At 44.8% G+C, this 25,030-nt stretch carries 24 protein-coding genes; 15 read left to right on the plus strand and 9 right to left on the minus strand.

The genetic code is table 11. The features are described from left to right. Window positions 1-19 precede the first annotated feature (19 nt). On the plus strand, window positions 20-2,446 hold the full coding sequence (locus CI595_RS11595; RefSeq protein ID WP_095173428.1) for a response regulator: 2,427 nt from the start codon (window positions 20-22) through the stop codon (window positions 2,444-2,446). Here the strand turns inward: CI595_RS11595 and CI595_RS11600 are convergent. Beyond that, a complete protein-coding gene (locus CI595_RS11600; RefSeq protein ID WP_095173429.1) occupies window positions 2,443-3,300 on the minus strand; it encodes a MurR/RpiR family transcriptional regulator in 858 nt (285 codons plus the stop codon). The genes CI595_RS11595 and CI595_RS11600 overlap by 4 nt on opposite strands. Window positions 3,301-3,737: 437 nt before the next feature. On the opposite strand from CI595_RS11600, the gene ald reads away from it, so the two are divergent. Both ald and CI595_RS11610 read left to right on the plus strand, forming a co-directional pair. After that, window positions 3,738-4,850 carry an alanine dehydrogenase gene (ald, locus tag CI595_RS11605; RefSeq protein ID WP_095173430.1) on the plus strand — a complete coding sequence of 371 codons (1,113 nt, stop codon included), beginning with the start codon at window positions 3,738-3,740 and terminating at the stop codon, window positions 4,848-4,850. A 120-nt stretch (window positions 4,851-4,970) separates the two neighbouring features. Continuing rightward, on the plus strand, window positions 4,971-6,365 hold the full coding sequence (locus tag CI595_RS11610; protein WP_095173431.1) for an alanine/glycine:cation symporter family protein: 1,395 nt from the start codon (window positions 4,971-4,973) through the stop codon (window positions 6,363-6,365). A gap of 80 nt (window positions 6,366-6,445) precedes the next feature. On the opposite strand, the gene CI595_RS11615 is transcribed toward CI595_RS11610, so the two are convergent. Then, window positions 6,446-7,099 carry an acetyltransferase gene (locus tag CI595_RS11615; protein WP_095173432.1) on the minus strand — a complete coding sequence of 218 codons (654 nt, stop codon included), beginning with the start codon at window positions 7,097-7,099 and terminating at the stop codon, window positions 6,446-6,448. 405 nt (window positions 7,100-7,504) lie between these two features. On the opposite strand from CI595_RS11615, the gene CI595_RS11620 reads away from it, so the two are divergent. From CI595_RS11620 to CI595_RS11635, 4 genes are all read left to right on the plus strand, one after another. Continuing rightward, window positions 7,505-8,347, plus strand: a complete 843-nt coding sequence (locus CI595_RS11620) for a tyrosine-type recombinase/integrase (protein ID WP_095173433.1) — start codon at window positions 7,505-7,507, stop codon at window positions 8,345-8,347. A 353-nt stretch (window positions 8,348-8,700) separates the two neighbouring features. Continuing rightward, window positions 8,701-9,213: a hypothetical protein gene (locus tag CI595_RS11625; RefSeq protein WP_095173434.1), complete on the plus strand. Its 513-nt coding sequence runs from the start codon at window positions 8,701-8,703 to the stop codon at window positions 9,211-9,213. 119 nt (window positions 9,214-9,332) lie between these two features. Continuing rightward, a complete protein-coding gene (locus CI595_RS11630) occupies window positions 9,333-10,430 on the plus strand; it encodes an aldo/keto reductase (protein ID WP_095173435.1) in 1,098 nt (365 codons plus the stop codon). 59 nt (window positions 10,431-10,489) lie between these two features. Beyond that, complete coding sequence (locus tag CI595_RS11635; RefSeq protein ID WP_243135151.1) at window positions 10,490-11,176, plus strand: GNAT family N-acetyltransferase; 687 nt, start codon at window positions 10,490-10,492, stop codon at window positions 11,174-11,176. Window positions 11,177-11,469: 293 nt separating this feature from the next. Here the strand turns inward: CI595_RS11635 and CI595_RS11640 are convergent, their stop codons facing one another. The 3 genes from CI595_RS11640 to acgA all read right to left on the minus strand — a co-directional run bounded on the left by CI595_RS11640 (window position 11,470) and on the right by acgA (window position 13,502). Next, window positions 11,470-12,084, minus strand: a complete 615-nt coding sequence (locus CI595_RS11640; protein ID WP_095173436.1) for a 4Fe-4S binding protein — start codon at window positions 12,082-12,084, stop codon at window positions 11,470-11,472. After that, the gene (gene acgM, locus CI595_RS11645) at window positions 12,081-13,118 is read right to left on the minus strand and encodes a radical SAM/SPASM domain protein, ACGX system (protein WP_095173437.1); all 1,038 of its coding nucleotides are present in this window, start codon (window positions 13,116-13,118) and stop codon (window positions 12,081-12,083) included. Before acgM ends, CI595_RS11640 begins: the two co-directional genes overlap by 4 nt. A 75-nt stretch (window positions 13,119-13,193) precedes the next feature. Further along, window positions 13,194-13,502 (minus strand): ACGX-repeat peptide, encoded by a 309-nt coding sequence (gene acgA / locus CI595_RS11650; protein WP_095173438.1) that lies wholly within the window; start codon window positions 13,500-13,502, stop codon window positions 13,194-13,196. A 195-nt stretch (window positions 13,503-13,697) separates the two neighbouring features. Here acgA and CI595_RS11655 point away from each other — a divergent pair, with 195 nt between their 5' ends. After that, window positions 13,698-14,021, plus strand: coding sequence for a winged helix-turn-helix transcriptional regulator (locus CI595_RS11655; protein ID WP_095173439.1), 324 nt, complete (start codon window positions 13,698-13,700; stop codon window positions 14,019-14,021). A 62-nt stretch (window positions 14,022-14,083) separates the two neighbouring features. Here the strand turns inward: CI595_RS11655 and CI595_RS11660 are convergent, their stop codons facing one another. Next, window positions 14,084-14,512 (minus strand): MerR family transcriptional regulator, encoded by a 429-nt coding sequence (locus tag CI595_RS11660; RefSeq protein WP_095174326.1) that lies wholly within the window; start codon window positions 14,510-14,512, stop codon window positions 14,084-14,086. 201 nt (window positions 14,513-14,713) lie between these two features. Here CI595_RS11660 and CI595_RS11665 point away from each other — a divergent pair, with 201 nt between their 5' ends. The 6 genes from CI595_RS11665 (at window position 14,714) to CI595_RS11690 (ending at window position 21,520) form a co-directional block, all read left to right on the plus strand. Further along, on the plus strand, window positions 14,714-15,331 hold the full coding sequence (locus tag CI595_RS11665; protein ID WP_095173440.1) for a flavodoxin family protein: 618 nt from the start codon (window positions 14,714-14,716) through the stop codon (window positions 15,329-15,331). A gap of 295 nt (window positions 15,332-15,626) precedes the next feature. Continuing rightward, window positions 15,627-16,607: a LacI family DNA-binding transcriptional regulator gene (locus CI595_RS11670; RefSeq protein ID WP_095173441.1), complete on the plus strand. Its 981-nt coding sequence runs from the start codon at window positions 15,627-15,629 to the stop codon at window positions 16,605-16,607. A 182-nt stretch (window positions 16,608-16,789) separates the two neighbouring features. Beyond that, window positions 16,790-18,091, plus strand: a complete 1,302-nt coding sequence (locus tag CI595_RS11675; protein ID WP_162291858.1) for an ABC transporter substrate-binding protein — start codon at window positions 16,790-16,792, stop codon at window positions 18,089-18,091. Window positions 18,092-18,104: 13 nt separating this feature from the next. Then, window positions 18,105-18,980, plus strand: coding sequence for a carbohydrate ABC transporter permease (locus CI595_RS11680; protein WP_095173443.1), 876 nt, complete (start codon window positions 18,105-18,107; stop codon window positions 18,978-18,980). Further along, window positions 18,980-19,801, plus strand: a complete 822-nt coding sequence (locus CI595_RS11685; RefSeq protein WP_095173444.1) for a carbohydrate ABC transporter permease — start codon at window positions 18,980-18,982, stop codon at window positions 19,799-19,801. Before CI595_RS11680 ends, CI595_RS11685 begins: the two co-directional genes overlap by 1 nt. A gap of 15 nt (window positions 19,802-19,816) precedes the next feature. Then, complete coding sequence (locus CI595_RS11690) at window positions 19,817-21,520, plus strand: glycoside hydrolase family 13 protein (RefSeq protein ID WP_243135153.1); 1,704 nt, start codon at window positions 19,817-19,819, stop codon at window positions 21,518-21,520. Window positions 21,521-21,682: 162 nt separating this feature from the next. Here the strand turns inward: CI595_RS11690 and CI595_RS11695 are convergent, their stop codons facing one another. Both CI595_RS11695 and CI595_RS11700 read right to left on the minus strand, forming a co-directional pair. Next, complete coding sequence (locus CI595_RS11695; RefSeq protein WP_095173445.1) at window positions 21,683-22,054, minus strand: iron chaperone; 372 nt, start codon at window positions 22,052-22,054, stop codon at window positions 21,683-21,685. Window positions 22,055-22,112: 58 nt separating this feature from the next. Beyond that, window positions 22,113-22,637: a PadR family transcriptional regulator gene (locus tag CI595_RS11700; protein ID WP_095173446.1), complete on the minus strand. Its 525-nt coding sequence runs from the start codon at window positions 22,635-22,637 to the stop codon at window positions 22,113-22,115. Window positions 22,638-22,876: 239 nt separating this feature from the next. Here CI595_RS11700 and CI595_RS11705 point away from each other — a divergent pair, with 239 nt between their 5' ends. Beyond that, entirely contained in the window at window positions 22,877-24,268 is a 1,392-nt protein-coding gene (locus tag CI595_RS11705; protein WP_095173447.1) for an MATE family efflux transporter, read from the plus strand. Window positions 24,269-24,333: 65 nt separating this feature from the next. Here CI595_RS11705 and CI595_RS11710 read toward each other — a convergent pair whose 3' ends face one another. Further along, a complete protein-coding gene (locus CI595_RS11710; RefSeq protein ID WP_095173448.1) occupies window positions 24,334-24,936 on the minus strand; it encodes a GNAT family N-acetyltransferase in 603 nt (200 codons plus the stop codon). Window positions 24,937-25,030 lie beyond the last annotated feature (94 nt).

A 25,030-nucleotide genomic window follows, 5' to 3' on the forward strand; every position in this document is an offset into this window, starting at 1 on the left:
GGGAGGTTCCACAAAAATAATGAAACAGGAAAAAGAAATGACCGAGGCCGGCGGCCGTGTGCAGAACGTGTCGTCCGATTACGAATATGAGACGCTGATGCGCCTGCTGAAGGTGAGTGTGAGCAAGCATCTGCTGGATGAACATTTTACCCTGATCTGGGCAAACGAATTTTATTATGAACTGATAGGATGGCCGAAAGAAGAATATGAAGCGGCGTTTCACAACCGGCCGGACCTTTATTACCAAAATGACCAACAGGAATGGGAAGAACTGACGGCAGCCGTTTTAAGCGCACTAAAACATCATGAAAACGGATATCAGCTGCTTTCGCGTATACGGCGGAAGAACGGTGATTTTGTCTGGGTACAGTTTTCCACCCAGTTTTCAGAGGAAATGATTGACGGTTATCAAGTGGCTTATTCGGTCCTCACCAACGTAGATAATCTGGTGCGGATGCAGCGGGAACAGTCAGTGACCTATGAGAGCCTGCCGGGATTTGTGGCAAAATACCGGATCGGACATAATCTGGAACTGCATTTGCTGGAGGGAAATTCCCATTTCATGGAATACTTTGGAGAGGGAGACAATGGGAGTGAAGATTCCCTGCATCGCCGCAATATAGATGAGAACATGGAAGTCATCCTGGAACAGAAAGAAGATTTACTGGCAGGCAGGCCTGTCCATTTTGTCATGCGTGTAAAAAGCAGGTTTGGCAAGAACTTATGGCTTCAGGTCAATGCCACCTGTGTGGAATGGCAGGGAGGATACCCGATCTATCTGGCTATTTTCATTGACATCACAGACGTAACGGAACTGCGGAGGATGCAGAAAAAACTCACAGAGCAGACAGAGGCGCTGAAAGACGCCCTGTCCGTGGCAGAACATGCCAACCAGGCAAAATCCGATTTTCTATCCCGGATGAGTCATGAGATCCGTACACCTATGAATGCCATTATCGGAATGACAACCATTGCGGCTGCGTATATTGACGACAGAAAAAGAGTGGCGGATTGTCTGGAGAAAATAGGATACTCATCCAAGCATCTGATGACGCTGATCAATGACGTGCTGGATATGTCAAAAATAGATGAAGGCAAAATGAAGATTGCCTGTGAAGAATTTAATCTGGAATCCGTGACCGAGTCTATTACCTCTATCATATATCCCCAGGCCTCTGCAAAAGGGCTGGAGTTTACGGTACGGCTGGCTGGTATTACGGATACCGCTCTGATCGGGGATGCCCTGCGCCTGAACCAGGTCCTGCTGAATCTCTTGTCAAATGCCCTGAAATTCACACCGGAAAACGGAACGATCTTACTGGAGATCCGGCAGGTACAGCGCACAGACAGCCGGGTACGTCTCTGCTTTACCGTCAGTGATACGGGAATTGGCATGAGTGCCGGGTTTATGGAGCGTTTGTTCAGTCCTTTTGAGCAGGAGAGCGCAGCAGCCGGGAATAAGTTCGGCGGAACAGGCCTCGGTATGGCCATCACGAAAAATCTGGTAACGCTTATGGGCGGGACGATCTCGGTAAAGAGCCAGGTAGATAAGGGAAGTACCTTTACTGTGGAACTGGATTTTGCGCTGCCCGCAGCGGCGGACAGACAGCGGGTCCAGAAACAGCCTGCTTTGGAATCCCTGAAGGTACTCATATCCGACGATGACAGGGACAGCTGTATTCATGCGTCCCTTCTGCTTGAGAAAATGGGAATCCGCGCGGACTGGGTGCTGACCGGAGAGGAATGTATTGGGAAGGTCAGCCAAGCGCACCGCATCGGTGAGGAGTATGATGTCTGTTTGATCGACTGGAAGATGCCGGATATGGACGGGCTCCAGGTTACACGGCGCATCCGGGAGATTGTGGGGCCCGACACGCTGATCATTATCATAACAGCCTATGACCTGACTCCAATTGAAGAAAGGGCCAGGGAGGCAGGAGCTAACGCATTTCTTGCCAAACCTATTTTTGCGTCCACGCTTTACAATACCCTGCTCTCTGTTACCGGGATAGAAAAGACAGTCATGATACCGGGACAGGGTATGGAAATTCACCATCCGGATTTGAAGGGGCATTGTGTTCTTGTGGTGGAGGATAATGGGATCAACCGGGAAATTGCCATGGAACTGTTGAAGATGACAGGGATTGCAGTGGATTACGCAGAAGACGGGAAAGAGGCCCTGGATAAATTTATGTCTGATGGGGACCGTTATGACCTGATCCTCATGGATGTACAGATGCCGGTCATGGACGGCTATCAGGCCACAGTCAGGATCCGGAGTTCCTCACATCCCAGGGCAAAAAGCATTCCCATCATTGCCATGACGGCAGATGCTTTCCGGGAGGATGTAGTGCGGGCTTCTGAGGCGGGAATGAACGGTCATCTGGCGAAGCCTATTGACCAGGGGCTGCTGTATCGCACACTTGTGGATATCATCGGGAGTTAGTACACTTGCAGTTCATTGATATATTTATCAATATTTTTTAATTTGTCCTCATTGGAACAGCCGATTTTGTTGTTGATATCCGCGCATAACATTTCCACGAGAAATTCCACACCCACATAGGAGTTAAAAAAGGTGCTGCTGTTGAGGCCTACGGTGAATACAATGTCCGCGTACTGGGCCAGAAGTGCACTTCTCTTATCCGTGATCACCACAATACCTGCCCCGGCATCCTCAGCCATCTGGACTGCCATCATATCCAGCTTGGAATATCTGGGGAAACTGAAGACGATAACACAGTCTTCTTTTCCAATGTCGCTTAAGTGGTCAATGACATTGGCATTGGAATCATTGGTAGGGTATACATCCGGCAGCATATGCTTTAACAGAAAATAAGTGTAGGCCCCCACACCGGAATTGGCTCTGGAAGCGATCACAAATTTTTTCCGGCTTTTGATCATGAGATCAGCGGCCTTGTCAAAGGTTTCCCTGGAATTGTTTTTTAAGACAGAAGAGATATTGGTTTCCGTGTTCACCAGAAATTCTTCCATAAAATTCGCTTCGCCCCGTTCCATGCTCATTTTCAGCCGCTCATAGGGGACGGTGATGTTGCTGGACATACTGTACACATTGTCCTTATAGCTGTTCCGCAGATTCCGCTGAAAGTCCATGAACCCGGTAAATCCCAGGGCTCTGGAAAAGCGGATGACAGAGGATTCACTGACATCCAGCTTCATGGCTATATCTGTGGAGGTCATGAAGCAGGCCTCCTCTATGTTATCTATGATAAATTCTGCAATGACCTTGCCTGTCTTGGTAAGTTTTGTACTTTTGAGCAATTCTTTTATTTCATTCATAATAATTCCCCCAACGATCCCCCTTATCCGGGGATTTTTTATAAATAATCAGATTTTTCCGAAAATTCAGGACATCCTTTGTGTATGTTAAAATTGTAACATATATCATAAAATTTTGAATGGACAATTTAACCAAAAAACCATTGGGTTTTTCTGTAAATCTGTCTTATTGCACAAACGGTTTCTATGTGTTAAAGTAAAGCCATAGAAGAAATGAAGAAAAAAAGTCTTTTAAAATATAAAATGAAAAATATTATTCATAAATAGGGCGGCAGTACGGTTATTTGTTTCAGATGCTGCATCATAGTATATCATAAGTGTATCTCACTAGAATTTCATGACCGGACGGTTTTGAAATAAATAAAATACCCATGTTATTCCGCGGCCTGGGGTGTTTCTAATATCAGCGGAACAAAAAATATCAGGAGGATATGATTATGAGAGTAGGATGCGTGAAGGAAATCAAAAACAATGAATATCGTGTGGGTTTAACCCCGGATAATGTTGTCTCTTATGTGAATGCGGGCCATGAGGTCTATATTGAGAATGAGGCCGGCATTGGCTCCGGATTTACCACAGATGAGTATAGAAAAGCAGGGGCCGTGATTCTTGATTCTGCAAAAGAAGTCTGGGATAGAGCAGAGATGATGGTAAAAGTAAAAGAGCCGCTTCAGGAAGAGTATCCATATTTCCATGAGGGACTTATCCTTTATACATACCTGCATCTTGCAGCGGACCGTCCTCTTACAGATGCGCTGCTTTCATCCAAAGTAAAAGGCGTGGCCTATGAAACCCTGATCGAGAGAAACGGCAGCCTGCCGCTTTTGGCACCAATGAGCCAGATAGCCGGACGTCTCAGCATTCAGGAGGGCGCAAAATATCTGGAAAAACCCTTTGGAGGTTCCGGTGTCCTCCTTTCCGGCGTGCCGGGCACACCAAAAGCCAATGTAGTCATTCTGGGCGGCGGCAATGTGGGAACCAATGCCTGCAAGATTGCCATAGGAATGGGAGCTAATGTGACGATTACGGATATTAACCTGAACCGCCTTGCCTACCTGGACGATATTTTCGGTGCGAGGATCCAGACATTGTACAGCACAGATGCTGCCATTGAAAATGCAGTTGCTGATGCGGATCTGGTCATCGGCTCTGTTCTGATCCCGGGAAAAGCAGCCCCTAAGATCATGAAGAAAGCGTATCTGAAAAATATGAGACCGGGAAGTGTGATCGTGGATGTTGCAGTGGACCAGGGCGGGTGCTGCGAGACAACAAAAGTCACCTATCACGATGATCCAACCTTCGTTGTGGATGGTGTGGTGCATTACTGTGTGGGAAATATGCCGGGCGCTGTACCGAGAACATCCACCATTGCACTGACCAACGCAACCCTGAAATATGGACTTGAGATTGCCGGTAAGGGTCTTGAGACAGCATGCAAAGAAAATAATGTTGTGTATTCTGCTATTAATACGTATAATGGATTAAGTACATGCAAAAATGTATCGTTAAGTTTCAATATGGAAAATACAGATGTTACAACCTTGTTCTGATACTATCATTTTTAACACATAAAGTATTTAACAGCGCGGCAATAGGTTAAAGACAGATGTCGGTTTTCGTACCTTTGCCGCGCTCTTTTTCTCATTGGATCTTGGATTGGAGGTAGATTTATGGATAGTATTCTGCATTTGCTGGAAAAGGTACAGGCAGTCGTTTGGGGACCGCCTACTATGATTTTATTGATCGGAACAGGCTTATATTTTACATTGAGGCTGAAATGTCTGCAGGTTACACGTCTTCCCAGAGCACTGCGGTACATTTTTGAAAAAGAGGAGGGGGAAGGTGATGTGTCGGCATTCGGCTCCCTGTGTACAGCTCTGGCGGCAACCATTGGAACCGGCAGTATCGTGGGGGTTGCCACGGCCCTGCGTGTGGGAGGACCGGGTGCGCTTTTCTGGATGTGGGTTTCCGCTTTTGTGGGGATGGCTACAAAATACGCGGAAGGTCTGCTTGCAGTCAAATACCGTACGGTGGATGAAAACGGGCAGATCGCAGGCGGCCCAATGTACTATATCCAGAACGGCATGGGAAAAAGATGGATCTGGCTTGCAAAGCTGTTTGCCTTTTTTGGCATCATCACAGCACTGCTGGGCTGCGGCACCTTTCCTCAGGTAAATGCCATCACAGAGTCAGCCAGTGAAGCGTTCCATCTTCCGGTGGCGGCTATTGGGATTGTGGTTACCATCGCGGTGGCCGCTGTTGTCCTGGGAGGCCTGAAATCTATCTCACGCGTAGCAGAGCTGGTGGTTCCGGTAATGGCAGCGGCTTATGTGATCGGCTCCTTTGCAGTGCTTTTCGTCAATGCTTCGGCCATACCCAGAGCCTTTTCCCTTATCTTTGAGTCAGCGTTTACCCCTCATGCCATGCTGGGCGGCGCCGGAGGGACTATTTTGATCTCCGTTATGACAGCTATGCGGACAGGCTTTGCAAGAGGAATCTACACAAATGAAGCCGGTCTCGGCAGTTCCCCTATCGTTGTGGCCGCAGCAAAGACAAAATCCTGTGTGCGCCAGGGGCTTATCTCCATGACCAGTGTTTTCTTTACCACCATCATTATCTGCACCATGACCGGTATTGTTGTGATCACTTCCGGTCTGCTGGAGACCACAGACCTGGACGGAGGCCTGCTTTCCAATGCGGCGTTTAATGCAAGCCTTCCCGGAGATATCGGGATGTATATGGTGACGATCGGCCTTATTTTCTTCTCCTTCACCACCATTATCGGCTGGTGTTATTATGGGGAACGCTGTCTGGTATATCTGTTCAACAGCGTAAAATACATACTTCCGTACAAGATGGTTTATATTGCATGTATCGCAGTGGCACCGTTTTTATCCCTGAAACCCATCTGGCTGCTGGCAGATATCACTAATGCATGTATGGCTTTTCCGAACCTCATCGGCCTTCTGGGCCTCAGCTCTGTTGTGATCGCGGAGACAAAGGCATTTTTCCAGGAGGAAAAAGAGAAAGACAAAGAAAAAGAGCGGGGGATCGCCCCCACATAAGAATGATACCGCACCTGATTTTAGATATTTTACTTGTCCACTTGACAAGTAAAATATCAATTACCGGGTGCGGTATTATTTTACAGCCTTCTTTTGGCGGGAACTCCCACTACAGTCACACCGTCAGGGACATTCCGGATCACCACGGCACCTGCCCCCACAATGGACTCTCTGCCGACGGTGATATGATCCAGGATGGTACTGCCTATGCCGATAAAGGACCTCCTGCCTATTTTCGCGTGGCCGCCCATAGAAACCTGAGGACAGATATTCACATAATCCTCAGCCAGGCAGTCGTGTTCCACCACGGCATTGGTGTTTACAATGCATCCGATCCCCACATAAGCATTGCTGTTTATAACGGCATTGGCAAGGATCGTGCATCCCTTTGATACACGGGCAGAGGGGCTGATAACTGCTGTGGGATGTATCAGGGTTGCCAGAGGAACTCCTGCTGCAAGTATCTGGGCAATTTTCTTTTCCCGCAGATAATTGCTTCCGCTTGCGACGATGACCTCATCATACGATGGAAGAAGCGTGTTGATATTTTCCTTTGCCTCTTCGTAGATCCTATATCCCGGGATCTGGCGGTGGCCCTTTTCCCGAATATCCAGAAAATCAATCCTGCTGTATTTCTTTGTGGCTAAGGCGCAATCCAGGGCTACGGTCCCCTGGTCCCCTGCGCCCCAGATGAGCAGCCGTTTGGTGTTTGGTATGTTTGCTGTGTGTTCCATTTTTTATCCCCCTCATATCTTTTAGTTTCTGATCACTGCATTTCCTGTCTCTCTGTCTGCACCTGCTTATCTGCCACAGATTCCCGAAGTACCAGTTTTGTTCCGATCCGGATTTTCCTGGAGTTGGTTGGTCATAAGAGGTTCCTCCTGAAAACAAAATCTTTATCTTCATTATAATAAATCAGTAATTGTTTGTCGAACATTTATTAAAAGATTTAGTAGAGTTTAGTTCGGCGAAGACGTTAAGATCAGAAGAAATAGATTCCGGTTTTTTGTAAAATTATGATTGAACGGTTGTAAAAACTGTTTTGTGGTAAGAGCGCACTGGTCAGTTATTGTTTTTCATATGGCGTATATCAGTTAAAATATTGTGGGATGATATCTTTAGACTGGAGGCAGATATATATGAGAAGAGACATAATTACCAGAGCTATGATCAAGGAGTTTCAGGATTATTTATGGGAACACGAGAAGGCCAAGCTGACAATACAAAAGTATATTTCCGAAATCGAGAATCTAAAAGAATTTCTACAGGGGCAGCCAATCGGGAAAAGCCGGCTGCTGGAGTACAGGGGACAATTACAGGAAAGGCATAAAGCCCGCACGGTAAATGCAAAGCTGTCGGCTGTCAATGCATATCTTGTCTTTTCCGGCATGGAGGATTGTAAAGTGAAGTTGTTGAAGATCCAGCATTGTTCTTTTATAGAAGAGAATAAGGAACTTTCAGAAGCTGAATATCGGCGGCTGCTGTCAAGTGCAGGGAAACTGAAAAATAAAAGAATGTATTATTTACTGCTGACGTTTGGCGGTACGGGGATCCGGGTCAGTGAGCTTCCGTTTATAACCGTGGAGGCTGTCCGCACAGGGCGTGCAGATATCAATCTGAAAGGAAAAAACAGAACGGTTATACTGCCAAAGAAATTAACGGATAAACTGAGCCGATACGCCAAAGAGCAGGGGATCCGTACAGGTGCCGTATTCTGCACCTCCAGCGGGAAAAAACTGGACCGCTCCAACATCTGCCATGACATGAAAAAATTATGCAAAGAGGCAAATGTGGATGTCCATAAAGTATTCCCCCATAATTTCCGGCATTTATTTGCCCGCTGTTTTTACGCGGTTCATAAAAACCTGGCCCATTTAGCAGATATACTGGGGCATTCTTCTGTTGAGACCACACGGATCTACGTTCAGACAAGTATCCGGGAGCATGAGCGTATTATCTCCAAGATGAAGTTAGTGGTTTAAACAAAAACACCACAGAATAAATATTCTGTGGTAACTGTCATACATACGTGTGCTTTCATCCTCTGATTTGTTGATGTCATTATAGATGATTCAGGGATAAAAATCAATAGGATTTCCGTTTCCTCACAGGAAAATAAAGGATTCCGCAGCGAATAAGCCTGATACAAATAATTCTTGTTATAGGCTTATTTTTCCATGTGATTTTGAAGATTTTCACTTCTGTTTTTCGGATACTCCAAAAATGTTTTTTCTTTTTTACAAGAGTAACCACAGAATATTTATTCCGTGGTTGTTCAAAGATAAGACGGGGCATGTGGATGCAGTGTGTTTTCTATATATAGGAGGAAACCGGTATGAGGCAGTGGAAAACAGAAAGTATTTATGAAGAAGACAGGCTTAGAGCGGATAACAAGGAATATGCAGCGGCAATGATCATACAGTTTTTTAATTACAAAGATTGTGTGCCAAGCGGTGAATTAAGGTCGTTATATCACAATACAAGAATGAGTTTTCATGGCCTGGATCAGATGCTCCTCATAATGGAGGAGGTAATGGAACAGGCAGGGTACCCGCAGGGGGATTTGGCCCCCAGGTGTCTGAAAATGTGTGAAGAAAAGATTCCGTGTTTTGCTGATTGCCAAGGTGCTGCAAAGGAAGAAAGCAGTACAGATTTTTCCAAATGGGACCACGCACTGTATAAGAAGAATATTACTATTCAGATATACTGCAGGAAGAATGCCTCCATGCAGGGGGAAGTAAGATTTCCGGAAGAAAAGATATATTTCCGAAGTACCCTGGAACTGATGCGCATGATACATCAATATCTGCAGTGTTTGACAGAGATAAATAAGAAAAAGACAGAGTAGAAAGATACCCGTGATTGGATTTGTATGATATTATAAAGACATAACATATGCTTCTCGTCATTTCTATGCCTGGCGGGACAGGGATTGGAAGCGGATAGAAAAAGGACAGGGGGATTTTTATGGAATATCGTATAAACCGGAAAACGGGAGATAAGATCAGTGTCCTGGGAATGGGGACCAGCGCGATTGCCATGGCAGAGGAAAAAGAAGCTGCCAAAACATTGGAAAAGGCTTTTGAGGAGGGGATCAATTACTATGATATGGCTACATCTCATGGGTCCTGTTTTCAGGTCTTTGGAAAGGTAATGAGAGATGTAAGGGAGAAGATTTTTTATCAGATCCATTTTGGCGCAGATTATACCAAAGGTGCTTATGGATGGACTACAGATCTGGAAACCGTAAAACGTTCTGTAGACTGGCAGCTTGAGGCATTGAAAACAGATTATATCGACTATGGTTTTCTGCACTGCCTGGATGAGGAGGCAGACTGGAAGCAGCATAAGAAGGGCGGAATTCTGCAGTACCTCCTGCGGCTCAGAGAACAGGGGGTAGTCCGTCATCTGGGGCTGTCCTCCCACACCCCTGCAACGGCTGAATTGGTTCTTGATACTGGTCTTCCCGATATGCTGATGCTCAGCATCAACCCGGCCTATGATTATGAATGCGGCGATGAGTGGGGAAAGGGAAATGTGTCGGAAAGGATGCGTCTGTACCAGCGGTGTGAGACAGAGGGGGTCGGGATCTCTGTGATGAAAGCCTTCAGCGGAGGGCAGCTGCTGGATGCAAAGACATCTCCTTTTGGAAGGGCGCTTACAGCTTACCAGTGCATCCAGTATATTCTGGACAAGCCGGGAGTCCTAACCGTGCTTCCAGGGGTAAGAGACCATGTCGATTTGGAATATCTCCTGGGATTTTTCCGCGCAGAGGCAAAAGAGAAAGACTACGCTGTGATCAGTTCCTTTGCACCGAAAAGCGCAGAGGGTAAATGCGTATACTGCGACCATTGCCAGCCATGTCCGGAGGGGCTTGCTATTGCGCTGATCAACAAATATTATGACCTTGCCCTGGCCGGTGATGTTTTGGCAGGGGAGCATTATAAAAGTCTGGAAAAAAAGGCAGATGACTGCATCGGATGCGGACACTGCAGCCAGCGGTGCCCGTTCCATGTGGATCAGTTAGGCAGGATGCGGGAGATCAGCGGATATTTTGGCAGATAGTTACGGTTACGCACCTTCAAAGATATAGCGGAGATGTATAATTAAGACGCAATTCTGACATGAGTGATGGAAATACTGCAGGACAGATTTTGTATGAATGGAGAGAAAGCAAAATGATAATAAGAAATGAATTAAAATCTGACTATAGAGAAGTGGAAGAACTAACAAGGAAGGCTTTTTGGAATCTCTACGTTCCCGGGTGTAATGAACATTATCTTGTGCACATTATGCGAGATCATGAAGATTTTTTGCCGGAACTTGATTTTGTGATCGAATGCGACAACTCTGTTATCGCAAATATTATGTACACAAAAGCAAAGCTTGTTGATGAAGAAGGAAATGAAAAATCAATTTTAACCTTTGGACCACTTAGTGTGCTGCCAAAATATCAGCGTAAGGGTTATGGTAAAAAATTATTGGAATATTCCTTTCAAAAAGCAGTTGAGCTGGGCTATGACGCTATTGTAATATACGGAAATCCCGAAAACTATATAAGCAGCGGTTTTAAAAGCAGCAAACAATATAATATTTGTATTGGTGACAATATTTTTCCGACTGCTTTATTGGTAAAGGAACTTTCTAAAGGTGCGATTCCTAAGGGGAACTGGAAATTTCAGGAAAGCCGGGTTTATGAATTTGACAGCCGGGCTGCGGAAGCGTTTGATCAAACATTTGAAAAACTTGAGAAAGAATATAAAATAAGCCAGGAGCTTTTTTATATATACAGCCGCTCACGTGTGTTTTAGACGGAGGTTATGAGTAGTTTATGCTGTGCTCCATCGCAGACACTGGAGCACAGTATGAAATTCATATTCTCTGTGATGCGCCTGAAGCCAAAACAGCCTGCCGCAGGGGAAAACAAATCATGATACAATTTCATCATACAGGCCGGGGGCTGTATATACGCGGTGGAAAGTTAAATGCACTAAAAAATTACATGTGACGGCCGGGAACTTTCCTATACTGCCAGTGCGGCAGGCAGTGAGTTGATGATTAAATTAACGGAACCTGCTGAAAAACAGGTTATGGCAGCGTTTGTTCAGTCCTTTTGCATGACTGCCTGTACCGGACAATGTTCATAGCAGCTGCCGCAGTGCAGGCAATGTTCCTGCATGATCTGATAGGGCTTGCCGGCTTTGATACAGTTCTGGGGACAGTTTTCCGTGCACGTTCCGCAGCCGATACATTGGTTGGTTATCTCGTAACCTTTTTGCTTTATCCGGCGGTTTCCGACAATATAGTTCTTCCGGAAGATCGGATGAACAGCCAGATTGAAATATTCAATTTCCATATCACGAATAGAAAAAACAATGCCGATCTCTCTTGTATCATTTGGGTATACATTGGCAAGGTAAGGCTGCTCCTCAAAAATCACATCTATCCATTTTTTCTGATCCGCCCGGGGGACAGGGATCGCTTTTGCGGATACACGGATCATTTCATTGTACCGGGTATATGCAAGTATTTGTACCCGCCCGTCACGAAGCAGCTCTTTACAGAATCCTTTTCCTCTGGCTGTAAAAAAATATAAGGCGTCTGTTTCATAATGTATGGCGCTGATACATCGTATCTGCGGTGTTCCGTCCGGGCTGACGGTAGCAAAACTCAGAACACCCACATATTGTAATTTCTTTAAACAGGTCTGTGCATTCATAAAATCACCTCTTTCCAACACTGTGGGTCGGCAGCATAAAAATTCCCTTCTTTTCCGCTGGCCACAGCCGGGCAGCCGCGGCACCATGATAGAAGCTCACATTTGGAGCATTTCTCAAACTTTGTATAGTTCCGATAGGCTTCCATTTGACACACCCATATATCCGCTATACGGTCTGTGAACACATTTCCCACTTTGCTGTTCTGTACCCGGCGGCAGGCATAAATATCGCCGGTAGGAACTATGGTCATATGACAGTTCCCGCAGTTACAGCCTCCGTATATCATGCCGTCCTCTGTGCCCTCCGGGATTTTGAAAACACCTTTCTCATACTCGTAAAGCGTCCAGAGATGGTCTTTTTTATTGAAATAAGTAGAGCAGCCTGTGGCTTCGTATTCCTTAAATTTTAGATAGCAGGTATCAAGCAGTTCTCTATATTCCTGCGGGGTCATTCCCGTGTCCTTTTCGCCACTGGTGGGACAATAGCGGGCAAAAGCAAATACATCTGCACCATGTTCAACGACAGTATCAATAACGGCAGGGATTTCTTTGATATTTACGCCTGATACCGTAGTCATGATAACAGAATGAATACCGGCCCCTTTGATGCATGAAATTTTTTCCAGTGTACAGTCAAAAGAGCCGGGTTTGCGGAACCAATCATGGGTTTCCCTCATTCCGTCAAGGGAGAGCTGATATTTCCGGCAGCCATAGTATTTCAATTTTCTGCAAACTTCATCTGTCAGGTGAAACGGATTTCCTAAAATGGCAAAGGGGATCTCATGTTCTTTCAGCAGGGCAAGCAGCCGCCAAAAATCCGGGTGTAAAATGGGGTCACCCCCTGTGATATAAAAATACGGCAGCCGTTTGCACACCTCACAAAGATCAAGACAATTATAAAATGTCTCCTGCATTTGTTCCCAGCTCATTGCGTCCGGCTTCTTGCAGTTATCCTCTGAAAAAATATAACAGTGTTTGCACCTCTGGTCGCATTCATCTGTGATGTGCCATTGAAAGGCGAAATATTCTTTCATATTGTTTTCCTCACTTTATATGAAATTGTCCCCAACAGAACAACACTGCCGGGGACTGCTGAGAATAAAAGTTACTTATTGTTCCGACGCCCCACATGCAGAGGGTTTATCACCCGTTCCACATGCGGAACCGCATGCAGAGGGGCTTTCCTGTGGTTTGCCACCAGCTCCGCAAGCAGAACCGCAAGCAGAGGGTTTTTTCTGTGGTTTATCACCGGCCCCACATGCAGAACCGCAAGCAGTGGGTTTTTCCTGTGGTTTATCACCAGCCCCACATGCAGAACCGCAGGCAGCGGGCTTTTCATCGGGCCTGTCGCCAGCACCGCAAGATGTTCCGCAGGAAGCGGCTTTTTCATTCCAACCAGCTAAATTTGAGAGTGCCATTATTCATTACCTCCATTTCGTTTTTGGAACATTTCCTGCTCCTTGCTTACATTGTACGGAGGAATGGCATAGAAAAAAAGTACGCACAAATCTATTACTTAGTTACTTTTTTGTAACTCTCTTGCAGCAAGATACTATTTATATTATAATTTGAATACAACATTCGTTTTTAAACTTTTGGAAGGGAGTGTTTTGATGCTGACGAAAGAAGAAATGCCCGCTTGTCCTGTGGCAACTACGGTACAGATCATCGGAAGTAAATGGAAATTGCTGATTATGCGGAATCTGATGCAGAGACCATGGCGGTTTAATGAACTGCGGAAAGATTTAGAGGGAATCAGCCAAAAGGTGCTGACAGACAGCCTCCGTTCAATGGAAAGTGACGGAATCATTACGCGCACTGTCTATCCGGAAGTACCGCCTCGTGTGGAATATGCCCTGAGTGCTTTAGGCGAATCAATGCGTCCGATCATGGATGCTATGGAAGAATGGGGGCGGAACTATAAAAAGCAATTATGAACCGTTATGAAAGGCGGATACGGACTTCCGAAAGAAATACCATATCCGCTTTTGACGTAGGTTTAAAGAGCTGAATCATCTGATCTTTCATTCGATTTCTCTACGGGTATTAAGTTGCTGACATAAGGGCGTTTGCCGGAAAGAACGTCATCATAAAACGCCTGCTTCCAGTCAATATATTCAACATGGCCTTTCAATTCCTCGATGGAAGCTAAGAGGGCATTCCGTTTCTTAGTAAGCATTTCTTTCCGCTGACGGATCGTAGATTCGCCCTGCATACATAAATCCAGATATTTTTTCATTTCCTGAATGCTCATATCACATTTTTTCAGACAGATCAAGTCTTTGATCCATTTCAGATCTCGTTCGTCAAAAATCCTGCGGTTGTTTTTATCTCGTTTTACATTAGGGACTAATCCTTCATTACAGTAATATTTTAAGGTCTGATAAGTCATATTGGCTTCTTTGCAGACCTGCATCATAGTATACATTTTCAAATACCCCGTTTCCTATATAAATAAAATAGAATTTACAAAAAACACTTGACCGATAGTTACAATCGGTTGATACAATCATAGTGTACAGCATTGCGGAGCAAAAAACAATGGTGCAATTCGTGTGCTCTGCCTGCAAAGCTGACGGAATGGAAATTACAGATGGAAATTGCATAAGAGAAAAAGGAGGATATAAAAATGAATGTATTAATGATCAACGGAAGCCCTCATAAAGAGGGAAACACCTATATTGCCTTAAAGGAAATGGAAAAGGTATTTCAAAAAGAAGGGATTGCTTGTGAGATCATCCATATCGGAAACAAAGCGATTCGGGGATGTATAGCCTGCCGGGCATGTGCCGAGAAGGGCAAATGTGTGTTTGAAGATTGCGTCAATGAGATCGCACCTAAGTTTGAGGCCTGTGACGGACTGATCATTGGCAGTCCGGTATATTATGCATCCGCCAATGGCACACTGGTGTCATTTCTGGACCGGTTATTCTTCAGCACGCCTTTTGATAAGACAATGAAAGTGGGAGCAAGCGTTGTGGCAGCCAGAAGAGGAGGGTTGTCATCCACCTTTGACGAACTGAATAAATATTTTACGATTAGTGGAATGCCGGTAGCATCCGGTCAGTATTGGAACAGCATTCACGGCAGAGAGATCGGTGAGGCAGCAAAGGACGCAGAAGGGCTGCAGGGAATGCGGACGCTGGCGAATAATATGTCGTTTCTTATAAAATCCATTGCCCTTGGAAAAGAGCAGTTGGGGATGCCGGTAAAGGAAGCTATGCAGCATACAAATTTTATCCGTTAGAAAAATATTTTCCGGACCGGATATTTAAAGAAATACGGCCTATGATTTAACCGGATCCAGGCCGTTTCACATTACCGGTCGGCAAAAACTTCTGTGCTTCTGTGTTTCTTTTCAATTACAAAAAAGTACAGCAGATCACAAAGATCTGTCTGTGCTTTTTTGATACATAGGAAGAAAGAAATGATTTTACACTTTATAGCAAGTATGTTATCATATGAATGAAACATATTTCATTCATATAGCAGGCATGTCTGATCGGTGACTGCTTTTGCGGAAATAAAGGAGAGTGACAGACTTGGCCAGTATCAGAGATGTGGCGAAAAAAGCAAATGTTGCAGCATGTACCGTGTCGCGCGTAATGAACGGGACAGCAAATGTTGCTCCTGAGACAAGACAGAAAATCGAAGACGCGATGAAAGAACTGAATTATATCCCAAATGAACTTGCCAGGGGGATGTTCAGGCAGAAATCGGGTACCGTAGCGATGCTGATACCAAGCATCAGGCATCCCTATTTCTCAAATCTGGCCCACTGCATTGAATCAAAATTGTATGAAAAAGGCTATAAATTAATGCTTTGCAGTACGGACGGCCAGATTGAGCGGGAGCGTGAATATATCAATATTTTAAAGACAAATATTGTGGACGGAGTCATTATGGGGGTATCAGATCTTGAAGATAAGGAGTATCAACAATTTGACAAGCCTATGATCATGCTGGATTATGATGCAGGAAAAAAACTGCCCATTGTGGTATCAGACCACGAAAAAGGCGGCAGGCTTGCAGCGGAAAAGTTTATGGAAAGCCAATGCAGGTATGTGATCCATATAGGTGACCGGGAATTATCCAAAGTGGAATCTTATAAATGCCATACGGCGTTGGCGCATGCTTTAAATGCAGCAGGGATTGAAAATCGTTTTATCGAAATAAAATGGAATGAGTTTGATTTTTCAGGCTATCTTGAGATCGCGAAGACGATATTAGAAAAATATCCGCAGGTTGATGGAGTGATGGCAGCCGATATCCAGGCAGCGGCATTCTTAAAAGCAGCCCTTAAGCTGGGAAAAAAGATCCCGGATGATTTTGCGCTGGTCTCCTACGATGGGACGTATGTGGCGGATGTTAATCTGGTAAATGTGACCTCCATCATACAGTCAGCCGATAAAATTGGAGATAAAACTGTGGAGATTTTGCTGAAACTGATGGCCGGACAGAAGCTCACAAAGAGGAAGTATCTGATAGATGTTGTCAGAAAAGACGGGGAGACAACCAAGTAGGGGAAGCTTTTGGACGGTATGCGGAGATAAGGTGAAAAAGTATAAATTTGATATTGACAGAGTCTATATGTGGGTGTATGATAAAAGCAACAAATGAAACATGTTTCAAGAAAAGAAAAAGGATGCAGCGGCATCCAAAATTTATCGCCGGAATGAAACATGTTTCACAAAGGAGGAGACATATGAAGACCAGAGGGAAAAGAGTATTCAGTATCCTGATCAGTTTAATGGTAATGTGTACAATGACAGCATGCGGGAGCAAGGAGGATGCGGTAAAGACGAAGGACGGGAAAGTAAAGATCAGGGCTTATTTAGGCGGTGGTGACCTATCAGAAAAAATTGACGCCCTGGCAGCAGATTTCAATGCACAGAGTAAGACGACAGAGGTGGAAGTGGTGCCTATGCCGGCGGACACTTCAAGCATGATCACGGTAATGTTTAACTCAGGAAACACGCCCACGGTTATGGGACTGGAGACGGGAGATCTGCTGCGGGCAAAGGACCGGCTGGCGGATCTGTCCGATTTAAGTGCAGTAGAATATGCAAGTGCTGGGACGATCGACGCAGCCAGGGATGGCGAAGCCGTCTATGGAGTTCCCTATCGAATTGAGGGAATGGGACTGATCTATAACAGAGCCGTATTAGATGATGTGCTTGGTGAATCTTTCGACCCGGATTCTATCCATACACGTGAAGATTTGAGAATGGTTTTTGAAGAAATAGAGAAAGCGGGGATCGCACCCATTGTCTTAGGCGCCCAGGATTGGTCATTGTCTACACATCTTGCCACAGATATCTACACCGGACAATCTGAAGATCCGCAGGAGCAGGCTGCATTTGTGGATAAGCTGAAACGCGGCGAGGAAGATTTGGCATCGAATGAAGTGTTTCAAGAGGTTATGGATACCATCGACCTGCTGAAGGAATATAATTACCATGCAGACAATCCGCTTCTGTATGCCAACGACGGAGATACCACCAAGCAGGCCAGGATCTTAACAGAAGGGAAGGCGGCTTTCTGGTTCCAGGGGAATTGGGGTTCTACAGCCCTTGAATCGCTGGACCCGGAGGGGGAATATGGCATGATCCCTCTGCCTGTAGGCGAGGATGATTCTTATCCAAACAACAGGATCGCAACGCTGGTACCCATGTACCTGACTGTTTTTAACGGCGCGACAGAAGAACAGCAGCAGTCAGGCAGGGAACTGATTGAATATATTACCCAGACAGAACGTGGATGGGAGTTCGTGGTAAATGACGCAAAGGGGATTCCGGCTTATGACAATGCAGCCGTAGCGGTGGAGAACGGCATTGCCTCCAGTATCCTGAACTATCAGGAGAAGGGAAGGACAAAGGTTGCATACATGGCAAATACGGCAGACCATTATGTGGACACAGGGGCAGCGCTTCAGCGGTATCTGGACGGCCAGATCAGCAGAGAAGAAGTGGCAGAAGCATATGAAGCCTACTGGCGTGCAAAATAGGAGGAGATCGGAAATGAAAAAGAAGAGGAATCAGGTATTGCTGTTTTTGGGATTCGCGGGACCTGCGATCCTGGCATTTGTCTTTGTGATAGGCTGGGCGTTTGTAAATGGTGTATTTATGTCCTTTACGGATTGGAATGGTATATCAGAGCATTTTAATGTGGTGGGGCTTTCCAATTATGTGAAAGCGTTCCACGATGTGAATTTCTGGGAATCACTGGTCAGGACCTTCAAATATGCTATCGGAGTTGTACTGGCAGTTAATATACTTGCATTTTTACTTGCATATCTGCTGACCAAAGGATATAGAGGGCAGGGTGTTTACAGGACCGGATTCTTCATCCCGAACCTGATCGGCGGTGTGGTTCTTGGTATTGTATGGAAATTTATCTTTTCGGAGGCACTGGTACAGTTGGGCCAGATACCGGTTTTCGGGACGTTTGCAGGCAACTGGCTGAGTGATCCGAATACAGCAATGCTGGCAATGATCATAGTGGCAGTGTGGCAGATGGCAGGTTATCTTATGATCATCTATATGGCGGGCATCATAGCGGTTCCGAAAGATGTTTGCGAGGCGGCATCCCTTGACGGGGCATCCGGATTCTACGCGATCCGTAAGATCATCCTTCCGCTGATCATGCCATCTATTACGATCTGCAGCTTTCTGTCTATCAAGGCGGCATTTATGGTGTACGACGTGAACCTGACGCTGACGGCAGGCGGTCCGTATAAATCTACTATTATGGCATCCATGCATGTATATAACAAAGCATTTAAATACAATGACTTTGGTATTGGACAGGCAGAAGCTCTTATCCTGTTTCTGATCGTGGCTGTCATAACCGTGATCCAGGTAACCGTTACAAAGAAAAAGGAGGTTGAAGCATAATGAAAAAGGCAAAGAAAGGTTTATATTATGTGGTGACAACCGGGATTTTTCTTCTGTTCCTCATTCCGTTTTATATTGTTTTAGTGAATGCATTTAAGAGCAACAAAGAGATTGTGGACAATGCATTGGCGCTGCCAAAGTCACTTGATCTTTCTGCGATCGTGGATGCGTTCCATAAGATGAACTATGTGCAGACTTTTGGAAATTCTCTATTGATCACACTGGCAAGTGTTGTGCTTACTATTATTGCTGCCGCCATGTGCGCCTATCTGTTTGCCAGAAAAGACTGGACCATCAACAAGATCGTATTTATGGCCATGGTAGTGTCCATGATCATTCCGTTCCAGTCTATCATGATCCCTCTGGTTAAGAATTTCAGCAGCCTTGGCATTATGAACAGCAGGCTCACCATGATCATCTTCTATGTCGGGGCCAATGTATCCATGGCGGTTTTCATGTTCCATGGTTTTATGAAGTCCATTCCGTATGAACTTGAGGAGGCAGCAAAGATAGACGGATGTACACAGGTTGGAATCTTTGTGAGGATCATCCTGCCGTTATTGAAGCCCATTGCATCTACTATTTTTATTTTAAACTTTTTGGGAACTTGGAATGATTTCCTTGCACCCTTTATTATTCTCTCAGATAACAGCAGGAAGACGCTGCCTTTGATGACATATATGTTTACAGGTCAGTATTTTACAGACTATGCACTTGTACTGGCAGGTCTGATCCTGACTATGCTGCCCATATTGGTCGTTTACATATTTATGCAGAAGAACATTATTGAAGGTGTAGCCCAGGGAGCAGTCAAGGGGTGAGCCATGGAGGAAATTATGAATAAGGATACAATGACAGGAATGATGAAAAAGGGCTGGTGGAAGGACGCGGTGGTTTATCAGATCTACCCCAAAAGCTTTCGTGACACCAACGGAGACGGGATAGGGGATCTGCCGGGGATCATACAAAAATTGCCGTATCTGAAAGAACTGGGTGTGAATGTCCTCTGGCTCTGCCCGGTATACTGCTCACCCATGGATGACGGGGGGTATGATATTTCTGATTATTACCATATCCACCCCATGTTCGGCATCGATGGGGATATGGATGCACTGATTGAAAAAGCAGATGAGATGGGAATGAAGGTACTGATGGATTTGGTGGTGAACCATACATCAGATGAACATGCATGGTTTCAGGAGGCGCTGAACCACCCGGAGAGTAAATATGCAGACTATTATATTTTCCGGGAAACGGAAGACGGAAATCCGCCCAACAACTGGCGCTCCTATTTTGGAGGCTCCGCCTGGGAGCGGGTAGGGGACAGCAGCCGATTTTATCTCCATGCTTTTTCAAAAAAACAGCCGGATCTGAACTGGGAAAATGAAGAACTCAGGGAAGAGATCTATAAAATGATCAATTACTGGCTGGATAAGGGACTTGGCGGGTTCCGGATAGATGCGATCTGTAATATAAAGAAGAAAATGGAATATGGGATATTTCCGCCGGATGGTGAGGATGGGCTTCGGTATATCGGTGATTGGATTCTGAATCAGCCGGGCATAGAGGATTTTCTGAGAGAACTCAATGAGAAGACATTTAAGCCCCATAATAGTATGACAGTTGCGGAGGCAAATGTTCCGCCGGCCTTGTTGGATCGGTTTATCGGTGAAGATGGGTTTTTCTCCATGGTATTTGATTTCAGCTATACGGATATTGATGTACCGGATACCGGGGAATGGTTCAAACCGAGACATTTCACGATAAAGGAACTGAGGGAGAAAATATTTAAAAGCCAGGAACATGTACAGAATATGGGGTGGGGTGCCGTGTATCTGGAAAATCACGACCAGAACCGTTCCGTGAATAAGTATCTGCCGGATGAAGGCATTCATTATTACAGTAAGACCATGCTGGCGTCGCTGTTTCTGTTTTTGCGGGGGACACCGTTCATTTATCAGGGACAGGAGATTGGCATGGAAAATATAAGGATGGAATCCATGGAGGATTATGATGATCTTGCCACACATGGCCAGTATGCAAGGGCACTGAAAGCAGGGCTGAGTGAAACGGAAGCATTTGACATAGTGGTGAAAAGAAGCCGCGACAACAGCCGGACACCGATGCAGTGGAATCAGAGTAGGAATGCAGGGTTTTCCGATGCAGATAAGACATGGATAAAGGTAAATAAAAACTATACAGCCATCAATGCGGAACAGGAAGAAAATGATAAAAGCTCCGTATTGAATTTCTACAGGGGACTTATCCGCCTCAGACAGGACAGTCCGTACAGCCATATTTTGGTCCATGGGAAATTTGTTCCTTATGATGCAGAGAACGATAATGTCATTGCTTATGAACGTGTGTCGGACGATTTGGGGATCCTGACGTTCCATAATTTTCAAGATCAGAATGCAGAGATAACGATCCCTGAGGGATATGCAGAAAAGATAGCCGGAAATTATACGGGCCGCTGCCCGGAAAACAATAGGTATTGTTTGAGACCTTATGAATGTATTGCGTTTTATAAGGATAGGTAAGATTCCGGAAGGTTACTCCATAAGGACAGGGATAAATTTCCCTGTCCTTTTGGGTATGTTACGGATAGACAAACACAGGTTGTTCGGGTGTCCGGCTGCCTTTACCTGGGGGCCTATGGGATTTGGGGAAATTGACCATAGACATTTATTAACGTATGACGATCATTTCCTCCAGAAGGAGGAACAATCTGCTTTGTCTGTTCTGTTGTACCGAATGATCTGTTCAAGCAGGGAATAATTAACAGGCTCATCCCAGCGTATGCGAAAAATATTGGAACTATAGCTATAACCCGATTTTTTGATTTCAGATGAAAACATTTCAATTCCTTTTTGTTCCGGTGCAACGGAAAAATGCTGTTTTGACGCACTGAAGCCAATGATAAAGGTTCCATGGTCTGTGAACATAGGCTGGTTCCATGCAATTTTAGGCTGCATATCCGGGAAACGGTTATTGATCCATTCCAGGACCTCTCTCATACGAGAGCGGTGTTCTTCGTTTTTAATGGTTGACAGGTATTTTTCAAAAGTTTCCATGATGTGCTCCATATTTGATCATTTTCGTATTCATAGCTGTTTCCGAAAGATATGAAAACTATTCACTTTGTTTCAGGGATGCAATCCACGTTTCTATAGCGTTTGCCAGGATAAGCTGTTGTTTAAGAACAGCCATGCCTGTTTCGGGAATACCGGAATCGTTTTCTTTCATAGCCATATTTTCTTCCAAATATGTTTTTAAAGTCTTTATGTTACATTCGATATCCCCCAGGCATTGTTTCCGCTTTTCGGGGGAGAGGCTGGGCAGATTTACAATGACAGCGTTAAAGTCCAGAAAAAAATGGATCGGTTTTGTTGAAATCTCCAGCATAAGCTTCTCGAACTCTTTATTTCCATCATCCGTCAGGGAATACACAGCTTTATCCGGCATCTTCCCTTCTTTGACTCGGCTGCTTTTTATAAGCCCTTTTTCTTCCAGTTGGATTACTTTTTTATAGATTGACGGAGTGCTGATCTTTACCCATTTGGATAAGTTCCGGTATTCTACTAATTTTTGAATATCATAGGCACTTAACGATTCTTTTTTGAGTATTCCCAATACGATTAAATCTATGGCTGCCATAGTTATCCTCCTTTTACCCTGCTCTTATAAGATACAGTCGTGTATAAACATGCTTAAATACTATAAATTATATTATTGTATTTTCTAATTGGTGTCAAGTGAATGAATGGGGAGGTGGAGAAGGTACGCGGCTTTTTCTTTTTCTTGACATATACTATAAATTATAGTAATATAACTAATATGCTATAATTTATAGTAATGTGCTTTATAACTATTGAGAAGTGAGAGGAGAGTTAATTATGAATGGACGTAACACAAAAATGGAGCTTCTGGGAAGTGCCCCCATACCCAAAGCCCTTTTAGCCCTGGGGCTTCCGACTATGATTGGCATGTTGATCAATGCACTATACAATCTGGTGGATTCTTATTTTGTGGGAGGTTTGGGAACGGAGCAGATGGGAGCGATTACCGTAGCCTTTCCCCTTGGACAGGTTGTGGTAGGGCTGGGCCTTCTATTTGGAAATGGTGCCGCTGCCTATTTGTCCCGGCTTCTGGGTAGCGGTGACAAAAAAACTGCTAATAAAGTGGCAAGTACCGCTTTATACTGCAGTGTTTTGATCGGTGCAGCCGTTATACTTGGCTGTGTCATCTTTCTGAAACCTATCCTGAGAGCCACAGGCGCGCTTGAAAGCGTTATGCCGTACGCAGTCACTTATACCGGGATTTATATCACATTTTCGATCTTCAATGTATTTAATGTCACCATGAATAACATTGTGTCCAGTGAGGGGGCAGCCAAAACCGCTATGTGCGCGTTAATGTCCGGTGCCTTATTAAACGTGGTATTAGATCCCATCTTTATTTACACACTGGATCTTGGGGTAGCCGGCGCGGCCATTGCCACAGCTATATCGCAAATTGTGTCTACTATAGTTTATTTATGCTATATTTTCCGAAAAAAAAGTGTATTCAATTTTCGTATCAAGGAATGTTGTTTTTCCCGAGAGATCATGTCTGAGATTTTGAAAATAGGGATTCCCACCCTGTTATTCCAGATTTTGACCAGTCTTTCTATTGGTATGATCAACAATGCGGCTAAGGAATACGGAGGTTCCGCCCTTGCTGCTATGGGCCCGCTTACGAAGATCATGTCTATGGGGACTTTGATCGTATTCGGATTCCTGAAAGGGTTTCAGCCAATTGCAGGATTCAGCTACGGGGCAAAGAAATTTGACCGTCTGAATGAAGCAATCAAAACGTCGGTCCTCTGGTCAACGGCATTTTGTGTAATATTTGGCTTGGCAGCTGCGGTATTTCCGGCGCAGTTGATGTCACTGTTTACAAAAGGGGATACGGAGATGATACGCATCGGCGCAGCCGCGCTACGGGCAAACGGTCTTTCCTTTATGCTTTTTGGTTTCTATACGGTATATTCCTTCCTTTTTCTTGTGATGGGCAGGGCAAAAGAGGGATGTATCCTGGGAGCCTGCAGGCAGGGAATATGTTTTGTCCCGGTCATATTACTGCTTCCGCGGGTTATGGGGCTGAATGGCATTCTTTATGCACAGCCGGCGGCGGATGTACTTTCGGCTGTCATCACGGCGTTTATGGCAGTGGGGCTGCATAAAGAATTGCAGGGGTGGAAAATACAAACATGTGCTGTAAAAACAGAATGTACCAAATCCATCTGATTTAGGCAGTTTGTTTGCATCTTACTATATGACCATAGGGGGCGGCTGGCTGCAGTCCCCTGTCATCAAAGCTGTTTGGTGTAAAAATAACATGTTAAAGGAACCGTTTTGTTTAGATTCAATACAATGTTTCTTTCCGCGAAACGTGCAAATCCACGATGTTCATAAAATTGGTAGGTACAGGCATTGTCTGTATAAAGATAGATGACTTTTCCCGCCTCTCTTTTTTCCAGTTCCGCCAGCAGAAGGCTTCCGGTACCTTTCCTTTTGATGCGGGGATTTGCGGCTAAGAAGATCAGTTCTCCGTCCGGGGTGTGGTTTTGCAGATATTCGTTGCGCATATTTTCATTTGCTTTGTCATAACAGTCCACGCCCCCTTTCACAAATATATGTTGTAACCAATGAAATACCCCGGCATAAATTTGTTTTCCGATGGATTTGCAGCAAGGTTTTTCCCCGTACATTTCTGCCAAAAGAACCCCTGCAAGTTCATCGCCTTCATAAGCCGCAATGACTTGTGTTGCCCGGTTTAGCTCCAGATACAGAAAATATCTTCCATACAGTTTAAGAAGGGAGGGGTTATTCATATACCAGTTAAAATGCATTCCAACCACTGCATACTGAATGGCTTTTTTATAATCTTTCTTCTTTAATGTTTTGAATTCCATGGGACATCCTTTCTATTGGTTTAAACCACATCTGTTGCCTGTTTTCTTTCTTTAAAGTATAATGATCTTATGTGGAATTACTATCTGCAATTTT

Origin of the sequence: Blautia hominis, assembly GCA_002270465.1 — a bacterium.
GTDB lineage: Bacteria > Bacillota > Clostridia > Lachnospirales > Lachnospiraceae > Blautia > Blautia hominis.